Raw genomic sequence first — 9,000 nt, forward strand, 5'->3', positions numbered from 1 at the left:
CACAGCCGCGTCGGTGCTGGGTATCGAGGAAGTCCCGCAGTCCGTCAAAGACGCCAGGCGCAACGCGGAAAATAACGGCGTGACAAATGTCCGTTTCCAGCAGGGTCAGATGGAAAGACAAAGCGTCGAGGCTCTCGGCGCGCCGGAGATCATTATTGCTGATCCGCCGCGCAAGGGACTGGCTGCTGAACTGATAAACAAGATTTTAGAAATTAAACCGCAGAAAATAATTTATCTCTCCTGCAACCCGACTTCGCTGGCGCGGGATTTGAAAATGTTGACAGCAAGTTACAAAGTTAAGGAAATAATACCGTACGATTTCTTTCCGCAAACCACGCATGTAGAAACATTGGCGTTACTGGAAAAATCTCCTGGTTAATTGAATGTCCGAAAAAATTCCGCGGGGCGCATTTCCAGTCCGTCAATAATTTTGAATACCGTGTTCATGTGCGGCTCACGAATGCCTTTTTCTATATAGAATAAAATGGAACGACTTACGCCAGAATTAAGAGCCAATTGATACATGCTGAGTTTTTTTGCCTTACGTAACTTGGTGATATAAATGCCTACATCTACCGCATCATAGATTAAATCGTTGTCGGTTGACATACCCATATATTAGGTTATAATTTGTCAGTACCGTTCTATTGTGAGAACGTCATTAAATAAAGACCAAAGGGGAAATTTTTATGGCCAATGATTACACTGACAACTTTGCGGGGGAGCCATATTTTATCAGTAAGGGCGAACAGCTTTCGGCGGCGGGCATGACCGCGGCGTTGAATACTAGAGAAAAGGTGGCGAATAAAACAGACACTTTGAGCAACAGCTCCACGGAGTATCCTTCAGCCAAAGCGGTCTACAACAGTCTGAATGAAAAAGACAGCGGCGTGGATAGCCAGAGTTTCTCTGTAGGGACTAATAATTTACCCGAGCATACGCATACAGTTAATGACCCGGGACATATCCACGCATACACAGATGCTGGCGGAGGAGGCAATTTTGAGGCACAACAAAGCTATCATGGATCCGGAGAGAGAAGATACATGGTTGATAATACAGGTAAATCATTTACCGACATCACAGTTACTGGCGGCGGTTCGGCCAGTCCCGCGCCCCTGACGATCAATATCGTGCCCAGCTATTATACAGTTATTTATGTTATGAAAGTTTCTTAAAATGTTGGTTGCTGAAAGATAAATTTTTACTTTGTTTTGTCTTACTGGAAAAATTTTGGATAGTTTTTACCGTTTTAAATAATAATTTGTATTAAAATCTTTAAAGAACTCTAGTCAAATATCCGAAAAAATTCCGCGGGACGCAGCTCTAAACCATCGATGATTTTAAGTAAAGTATTTACGCGCGGCTCGCGCTCGCCTTTTTCGACACGCATCAGCACCGTTCTGGTAACACCCGTGTTTAAGGCAAGCTGATACATGCTCAATTTGCGCTCTCGGCGTAGCTTGCGGATATATTTGCCAATATCTTTAGCATCATAAGGAAGTCCAAAATCATTTTTTACAGTTACGTTGTCACTTGACATCGCTTTATTTTATGGTACAGTATGTATTATAGCGTTTCCAATTGGAAACGTAGCTAGGAACAGGAGGGGTACTTTTATGACTATAGCAAAAGGCCAGCCAATGCTGGCGAGCGACATACTGGATATGGTGTTTTTTCCCGTGGGCGCGATATTGATGATGGACGGCGGCTGGACGGACGGCCGCGGCGGCTGGTATATCTGCGATGGGCGCAACACGCCTCACGGCAAGACGCCGGATCTGAAAGATAAATTTATCCGGGGCAGCGCCGCGAGCGGCGGCGTGGGCGGCGGCTCGGCAATCTTGAGCACGGACAATTTGCCCAGCCACGGTCATTCGTTAGACGGATTAAAAATAACCGGCGGTGATCATTCACACGGTAACGGCACTTTAGCCGCTTCCAGCGGCTCAGCGAGCCACTCGCATAGCAGTGGCGCTTTGGCCGTATCGATAACCGGCGGGACACACGCGCACACGATCACTGATCCGCAACATACACACAGGATAGAAGGCTCTGGCTCGCATACTAATGCTGGGTATCTCTCGGAGAGTGGTAGTAGCATAAGTGGCCTTGAGTATGCGACAACTAATACTGCCGCAACAGGTATTACTATAAACAACAGCGATCATAGTCATACCGCCACAGTCTCGGGTTCCACCGCAAGCGACAGCACCGCGCATGAGCACAGTATCAGTGGCAGTATTGCCTCCTCCGGACACACTCATGATATCTCCGGCGGCACTATCGGCAATACCGGGAACGGCGCGGCTTTCGATATAGTGCCAGCGTATTATACGGTAATCTATATTAAGAAAATGGTTTAATTACAGGACTGGTTAATATACTACTATGGTAGTACAATATTACCACCATGAAAGTAAAAACATCTATTTCTTTATCCAGTGATTTATTGGAACAGATGGACAAACTGGATTTTATTGATAATCGCTCGGATTTTATCGAACGGGCGTTATGGCGTTATTTGGAATTACTGCGGCGGGAAGAGCGTAACCGGAAAGACTTGAAAGATATTAATAAATCCGCCGCGCAATTAAACAAAGAAGCTGCTGACACGCTTTTGTATCAGGTCTATTAATTTATGCGGCGCGGCGACTTGTATCGTGTCTATCGCGGCTCTAAAAACGATCCTAAAAACTACCGTGTGTTTGCGGTGGTTAGCAGGCAAATCTTGATCGATTCCAAGTTTTCGATGGTGACCTGCGCGCCGGTCTATTCCCGCTATGCTGCTTTGTCTACGCAGGTGCCGGTAGGCGTGAACGAGGGATTAAAGCATGACAGCGCTATTCACTGCGATGAATTGGTCAGTATTCCGAAAAGTTTATTGACGCACTATATAGGCAAATTGTCTTATCGCAAATTAGCCGGATTAAAAGAAGCGCTTTTGATCGCTTTGGATATTGAATATTGATGTTTTTTCTGACAAAAGAGACAGGCGTGTTGACCATGTATTTTTTTCCGCAGACCACGTAGGTGGAAACGCTAGTTTTGCTGAAAAAGTTTTAGATAATTACGTTTGGCGGACAAAATCCGATGAATAATCACTTGCCTGGTATTTTTGTCGCTCACGTAAAAAATTAAATAATTCGCTTTAGGCAGCACGCGAAAACCTTGTTTGCTTAAGAAATTATCTTTGACTAGCGCGTGGCGCTGGGGCAGGAAAACCAAACCAGCGAGAGTTTGGTGTAGTTTAGCGACCAACTGCGCCGCGGTGTCGGGCGCGTTAAGCTGACTGGCCACATATTGGAATATTTCAGCCAGATCCTGGTCTGCGCTGGGTGTGAGGACTACAGTATAATTAGGCTTCCCCATATTGCGCTTTGTATTTGGCGAATACTTCCTCCAGCGGCAGCAATTTCTGGCCTGAAACTACTTCAGCCTGTGAAGCGGCCAATTTTTCATACACTTCTAATTTAGCAAGATGTCGTTCGTACTCTTCCACGCTCAAGACGACCAAATCAGCATAACCATTTTTGGTGATATATATCGCTTCAGATTCGGCATGAGCCAGTCTGGCGATTTTAGTCGTGTTGGTTCTCAACTCGGATAACGGCTGGATTATTGGCATATTTAATTACTCCACAAATTAGTATATTTATTATAATACTAATTTATTATAAATCAAGGCAGTATTTGGGTGATTTACCGTTGTAGATAATAATTCGTATTAAAATTTTTAAAAAACTCTTTGATCTTTTGCATGTTTTCGGCGGACGCCGGCTTGACCCAGTCTTCGGCTCCAGCGCGGTCGAGAGAATTTAACTGTACGCCGTCCGGTTTGATCAGCGCGGCGGCTTCGCGTAGCAGGGCGAGTTCCTGCGGCGTGTCGTTGACTTCCGGCACGATAAAAATCTCCAGCAATAATTGGCCGGTGTATTCCCGCCGCAGATCAAGAAGGCCGCTCAGGACTTTTTCCGGCGTGACACTGACTGGCGGCCGGTTGATTTTCTGGAACGCCGGCGGAGACACGGCATTGAGCGACGGTATAATAATATCCGCCAGCTTTATTTCTGCACGCACCTGGCTGTCGGAGAGCAGCGTAGAATTGGTCAATAGACAAACTTTGTATGCCGGATAGTTTTTTTTGATCTCCGCGATTACTTCGCCGAGATTGGCGGCTAGCGTAGGTTCTCCGCCGCCGGAAAAAGTCAGCACATCTACCGGGCCTGGAGAACTGGTCTCTGCGTGGTGGTCTCTGCGTGGTGGTCTCTGAGCGGAGTATCCTGCGGATACGCTGGCGAAGAGAGTCGAAGAGGGTCGAAGAGAGTCGCAATGCGGTTTGGCAAAAAATAGGCCGAGTTCCCGCAAGACTTTGGCGGTGGGAATAAATATCTGCCGCTCGGTGGTCAGGGCGGTAGTCCGGCCACACTCGCAAAACACACAGTTGAAAGTACAGGTTTTGAATTTTACTAGATCAATGCCCAGACTGTGCCCCAGCCGCCGTGAATTGACGGGGCCGAAAAGACAGCTGGTTTCGTTTCCCTGGCGCGGCATCTTAAAATAATCCCAATTTTATTTTTTCCGGTAGAGCGTCGGTCAATTCGCAGCCGTTGAACCAGGCCAGTCTTTGCGCTTCGGCGTCTGTAAAATAAATTTTGGCCAGGCTTGCCCAAGTGTCATCAGCCTGCGCCGTGTAGACTTCCAGACGCGCCGCTTTGAACTGATCAGCCTCGGCAGCGGAAAGCGGCCGCAGATTTTGCAGCGCGGAGTCAAGATTGGCCAGCGTAGTCTGCTGACCGGACAATTTTTCCGTGACCGTGAAGCAGAGCATTTTGCCACGGTAAATATTGAAATACTGGCTGATCTGATAGTAACCGTCTTTGCCGCGCGCCAGATAAATATAAGCGTTGCCGTGGCTGTTGTTCCAGCTGCGGCTGAGGACAGTGTGCGCGGCCGTGCCCAGGCTTTTCTCCGTCTGCGTAGTTTTAGTTTTTTCCGGATTGTTGTTCATTTCCAGCAGGTCGAGCTGCGCCACTGCGGTCTGTTGCGGATTTTGCCAGACCATTAAATAACTGCCGTCCAGATTGAATTTGCCGCTGCCGCCGTTAAAGGCTAATTGGTAGCGCGTGCTGTAAAAATTTCCGCCGCTGATGACGCCGCGTTCGGGATTGCGGCCGGTAACAATATTTTTGATCTTTCCCAGATAAACGTCGCGGTCTAACTCGCGGTTAATGTCCTGATTTTCCGCCAGTTTGCGCGCCTCGAGACGCGCCTGCTTGCTGCGTGTTTCCGAAGCGGGGTGTGAGGAAAGCAGGATATTCCATTCGCTTTGCTGGCCGCTCAGTCTCTCGAACATCTTCATCACCTGCTCGACGCCCAGCGGACTAAAACCGGCCTGATGCGCGTATTCCAGACCCAGCCGGTCGGCTTCCATTTCGTCCTCACGGCTGTAAGAAAGCATGGCCAGATTGGAAACCGCGCCGCCGAGATCAAGAAAATTTTGCGCGTTTTGTTCACTGTCTTTGGCCAAAAATAGCGCGCCGAACAACAAGCCAAAATCCAGACTTTGCTGTTTGGACATTTGCTGCACACTGTGCCTGGCGTTGACATGGCCGAGTTCATGCCCCATGACGCCGGCTAACTCCGCTTCGGAATTGATATAGACCAGCAAACCACGGCAGACGTAGACGCGGCCGCCCGGTATGGCAAAAGCGTTGATCTCCGGCGTGTCCAGCAAGGTCACGCGGTAATTCAGATCCGGCCGGTGTGATACGTCGCCCAGACGATCCACAATGCCCTGCACGTAGTTGTGCAGGTTGGGGTCTGTATATTCGCCGTACTGCGCGACAAGCCGCGGGTGATATTCCTCGCCCATTTGATACTCCTGCGCGCTGGAGTAAAAATTCAGCGAATATCCGCCGGTGGCCGGATTGCGCGCGCAGGCGGTCAGGAGAAAAACGCTGGATAATAATAGAACGGTTAAAACAAGTTTTTTCATTAAATGATCAGACAGCTAAAATCTTGGCCGGCGCAAAACCATTGAAAGTCGGCACGGCGCTGGCGCAGGAATACGCGCCGATATTTTTCACATAGATCACGTTGCCGATGTCCAGTTCCGGCAATTCTTCGGTCAGCGAAATAATATCCAGCGAATCGCAGGTCGGGCCGGCGATCGTGCAGAGCAGTTTCGGCCCGCGCTTCAGTGTTTTGAATTCATATTTACAGTGGTCAAAAATCACGCCGGAAAAATCCTGATACACGCCGTCATTAATATAGTAATAATACTTGTTATCACGAAAAGCTTTGCCGACGACCTGCGTGATCAGTATGCCGGCCGGCCCGCAAAAAAACCGTCCCGGCTCGGCGATGATACGCAGCTTGTCGTAACTTTTGAAAAGCCGCTTGATCTCTTTGCGCAGGGTGCTGGACATTTTTTCAAAAACCGAGCCGTCCTCGTCGTCAAAATGCTTGATCGGAAAACCGCCGCCGATGTCCAGCAGCTTGAGATAAATGCCGACACTTTCCGCTTCTGTAAAAATCTTGGTGGACATTTCCAGCGCTTGAATATAATTATTAATGTTTGTGCACTGCGAGCCGACGTGAAAACTGATGCCTTCTGGATGCAGCCCCAGTGAACGCGCTTTTTTCAGCAGATATGTCGCCTGTTCTGGGTCGGCGCCGAATTTGAGTGAAAGCTGCACCACGCTGCCGATATTGGCGACTTTGATGCGCAGAACCACTCGGGACCTAGGACAGAATTTAGCGATTTTATACAGCTCCAGCTCATTGTCGAAAGTCAGCAGATCGATCTTGTGGCAGTGCGCGTACTGCAGGTCGGCCTCGGATTTTATAGTATTGGCAAAAATAATATTGCGCGGTTTGGCGCCAGCGCGCAGGACCCACTCGATCTCTTTAGCGCTGGCCACGTCGAACGCGCAGCCCAAACTGACAAAATGTTTCAAAACCTGCGCGTTAGGGTTGGACTTGATCGCGTAAAACGGCTCGATACTGGGCAGCTTTTTTTTGAAATAATAGAATTGTTTGCTTAAGACGCTTTTTAAAATGAGCAGTAAAGGCGTGTTGTGCTCTTTGACTAATTTACGGATCAGCGATTCGATGCCTTCGCGGGTTTTCGGCGCTTTGATGCTAGGCCGGATGGCCTCCGCACCCTCAGGTTCTTCGTGTGCCAATTATCTGCCTCCTCTGTGGTTTTTTTATTCCACCAAGAACGTATTAAACTGCCACATTAAATTTTCGTCAATGCGCCGCGGCTGCGGACGGTATTTATTAAACATGTCAATGTCGCGGCGGTTTTGCGTCGGGTCCCAGTTTGACGGCAGGGAAACAAATTCGCCGAGATAGGGGCGGGCGACTTCCAGCACTTCTTTGTAGGGCAGCTGGTCAGGATTTTTTACGCCTTCCTGCGGATTGTGGATCAGCCAAAAAAGCGCGCCCAGCACCGAACAGGCAACCTGCAAAGTCGTGGCGTTTTGCCGCGGCGCAAGCTGGCGCGCGGTGTGAATGTCCAGCAGACTGCCGGTCCACCAGGATTTGAAATCGTGCCCCATGAGCAGCACGCCCAGTTCGTCGCGGCCGTCGATAATTTCGTCCCGCAAAATCCGCTGCTTTTCGTGCAGCTTAAACTGGCGCATTTCCAGCTCGGCGATGGAAAGCTGCGCGCCGTCACAGGGACAGTAAGCGTAATGCACGGTCGGTCGGTACACCGGTTCCGCGCCAATATGCTTATCAGCTTCGCCGCCGCTGTATTTGCCGGCTTCACCGCTGCCCCACACAGTCAAATAATCCGAGATCGAAAAAGCTTCGCCGTGGCGGATCACCATGCCGGTGATCTCACCGCAGGGTGTCCAGCTGCGCACTTTGGTTTTCGCCCCCATTCTGGCCAGGCAGATCTGATTTTGCGGGCCGCGGCTGTGCGTTAGCGCATAGGGCGGCAGGGACAACTCATGCGTGCCCCAGCCCAGCTCCGCCGGCGCGATGCTTTCTTCGTAAAAACCCTCGATGCTCCAAGTGTTGACGAACTCGTTGAGCTGTTTGGGTTTGTCGATGACCTGCGTGTCGCGCTCACTGATGTGAATGACTTTCACGCCGAGCGCTTGGGCGATTTTCGGCCAGTTTTCCGCCTGCAAATATTTCTGCAAATTTTCAGCGCGCGCGTCTGGAGGCCGGTCTTGCAGTAATTTATTGGCAATATCGACCAGCGCGACTTTGACGAAGTGCGACACCAGCCCAGGATTAGCGCCGTGATCGATGACCGCCGAGGGGCCTTTTTCTTTCCAGCTGGCCAGCATCTCGCGGATCTGCATCTGGCGGTAGTAGAGCGTGCGTTTCTGCGGGGAGGTGTTTTCCGCGCTAGCGTAAGGATCCCACTCCTCGACGGAAGTATTGACGTAACGGACATTGTGTTCATGGCACCATTGCAAAATAGTGTTGCAGTCGATATTCCAGGCTAGATCGATAATTATGTCGCCGCCGCCGACGTACTCGGCCAATTTGCTACTGATATTTTCTTTGGTCACGCGGTCTTTTTTGAAATTGACACCGGCCTGAATAATATCGGCAATCGCTTCAGTTTTGTCAGTGAAATCAATGACGGTTATTTTATGCGGCGGCATTTCCAGATGTTTGACGAGCAGGGGCAAAAAACACTGCGCCACACCGCCGCAACCAATAACTAAAATTTTTCCGTCAAACTTTATTTTCAATTATTTCACTTCCTTTGAACTTTCTAAAAATAAAAAACAAGGAAATTTTCTTAGAACTCTAAGAAAATTTCCCCATGTGCGAAAAATTAACATATTTTGCCGACGATAGCAAGGAAAATTTTCGCGGATTAATTAAATTTTTGCCAAAATTTCGCGGGCGTCAGATCCAGGCCGTCAATGATCTTCAATAGCGTGTCCAGCACTGGCGAGGATACGCCTTTCTCGATGCGCATTAATACGGCCACATCAAGACAGGACTCATAGGATAATTTATGCA

General features: G+C 49.2%; 13 protein-coding genes. 5 read left to right on the forward strand and 8 right to left on the reverse strand.

What is annotated here, in order from left to right; translation table 11 throughout:
* Positions 1-379, forward strand: a 379-nt coding sequence (locus tag LBJ25_03050; GenBank protein MDR1452935.1) for a methyltransferase domain-containing protein, incomplete at its 5' end; no start/stop codon positions are given.
* On the opposite strand, the gene LBJ25_03055 is transcribed toward LBJ25_03050, so the two are convergent.
* Positions 376-609: a helix-turn-helix domain-containing protein gene (locus LBJ25_03055; GenBank protein ID MDR1452936.1), complete on the reverse strand. Its 234-nt coding sequence runs from the start codon at positions 607-609 to the stop codon at positions 376-378. The two genes, LBJ25_03050 and LBJ25_03055, sit on opposite strands and share 4 nt — an antisense overlap.
* Positions 610-689: 80 nt before the next feature.
* On the opposite strand from LBJ25_03055, the gene LBJ25_03060 reads away from it, so the two are divergent.
* Positions 690-1,178, forward strand: coding sequence for a hypothetical protein (locus LBJ25_03060; protein MDR1452937.1), 489 nt, complete (start codon positions 690-692; stop codon positions 1,176-1,178).
* A 110-nt stretch (positions 1,179-1,288) separates the two neighbouring features.
* Here the strand turns inward: LBJ25_03060 and LBJ25_03065 are convergent, their stop codons facing one another.
* Positions 1,289-1,543, reverse strand: coding sequence for a helix-turn-helix domain-containing protein (locus tag LBJ25_03065; GenBank protein ID MDR1452938.1), 255 nt, complete (start codon positions 1,541-1,543; stop codon positions 1,289-1,291).
* A 76-nt stretch (positions 1,544-1,619) separates the two neighbouring features.
* On the opposite strand from LBJ25_03065, the gene LBJ25_03070 reads away from it, so the two are divergent.
* The 3 genes from LBJ25_03070 to LBJ25_03080 are packed head-to-tail and all read left to right on the forward strand — an operon-like array spanning position 1,620 to position 2,971.
* Entirely contained in the window at positions 1,620-2,366 is a 747-nt protein-coding gene (locus LBJ25_03070) for a hypothetical protein (protein ID MDR1452939.1), read from the forward strand.
* 47 nt (positions 2,367-2,413) lie between these two features.
* Positions 2,414-2,638 (forward strand): ribbon-helix-helix domain-containing protein, encoded by a 225-nt coding sequence (locus tag LBJ25_03075; protein MDR1452940.1) that lies wholly within the window; start codon positions 2,414-2,416, stop codon positions 2,636-2,638.
* A 3-nt stretch (positions 2,639-2,641) separates the two neighbouring features.
* On the forward strand, positions 2,642-2,971 hold the full coding sequence (locus LBJ25_03080; protein ID MDR1452941.1) for a type II toxin-antitoxin system PemK/MazF family toxin: 330 nt from the start codon (positions 2,642-2,644) through the stop codon (positions 2,969-2,971).
* Between the two features lie 71 nt (positions 2,972-3,042).
* On the opposite strand, the gene LBJ25_03085 is transcribed toward LBJ25_03080, so the two are convergent.
* The 6 genes from LBJ25_03085 to LBJ25_03110 all read right to left on the reverse strand — a co-directional run bounded on the left by LBJ25_03085 (position 3,043) and on the right by LBJ25_03110 (position 8,723).
* The gene (locus LBJ25_03085; GenBank protein MDR1452942.1) at positions 3,043-3,372 is read right to left on the reverse strand and encodes a type II toxin-antitoxin system RelE/ParE family toxin; all 330 of its coding nucleotides are present in this window, start codon (positions 3,370-3,372) and stop codon (positions 3,043-3,045) included.
* A complete protein-coding gene (locus tag LBJ25_03090) occupies positions 3,359-3,628 on the reverse strand; it encodes a type II toxin-antitoxin system Phd/YefM family antitoxin (protein ID MDR1452943.1) in 270 nt (89 codons plus the stop codon). Before LBJ25_03090 ends, LBJ25_03085 begins: the two co-directional genes overlap by 14 nt.
* Positions 3,629-3,702: 74 nt before the next feature.
* Positions 3,703-4,554, reverse strand: a complete 852-nt coding sequence (locus LBJ25_03095; GenBank protein ID MDR1452944.1) for a radical SAM protein — start codon at positions 4,552-4,554, stop codon at positions 3,703-3,705.
* A gap of 1 nt (position 4,555) precedes the next feature.
* Positions 4,556-5,998 carry a M48 family metalloprotease gene (locus LBJ25_03100; protein ID MDR1452945.1) on the reverse strand — a complete coding sequence of 481 codons (1,443 nt, stop codon included), beginning with the start codon at positions 5,996-5,998 and terminating at the stop codon, positions 4,556-4,558.
* A 7-nt stretch (positions 5,999-6,005) separates the two neighbouring features.
* Complete coding sequence (locus LBJ25_03105) at positions 6,006-7,190, reverse strand: type III PLP-dependent enzyme (protein MDR1452946.1); 1,185 nt, start codon at positions 7,188-7,190, stop codon at positions 6,006-6,008.
* A gap of 24 nt (positions 7,191-7,214) precedes the next feature.
* Positions 7,215-8,723, reverse strand: a complete 1,509-nt coding sequence (locus tag LBJ25_03110; GenBank protein ID MDR1452947.1) for a saccharopine dehydrogenase NADP-binding domain-containing protein — start codon at positions 8,721-8,723, stop codon at positions 7,215-7,217.
* Positions 8,724-9,000 lie beyond the last annotated feature (277 nt).

Source organism: Candidatus Margulisiibacteriota bacterium, from assembly GCA_031268855.1.
GTDB lineage: Bacteria > Margulisbacteria > Termititenacia > Termititenacales > Termititenacaceae > Termititenax.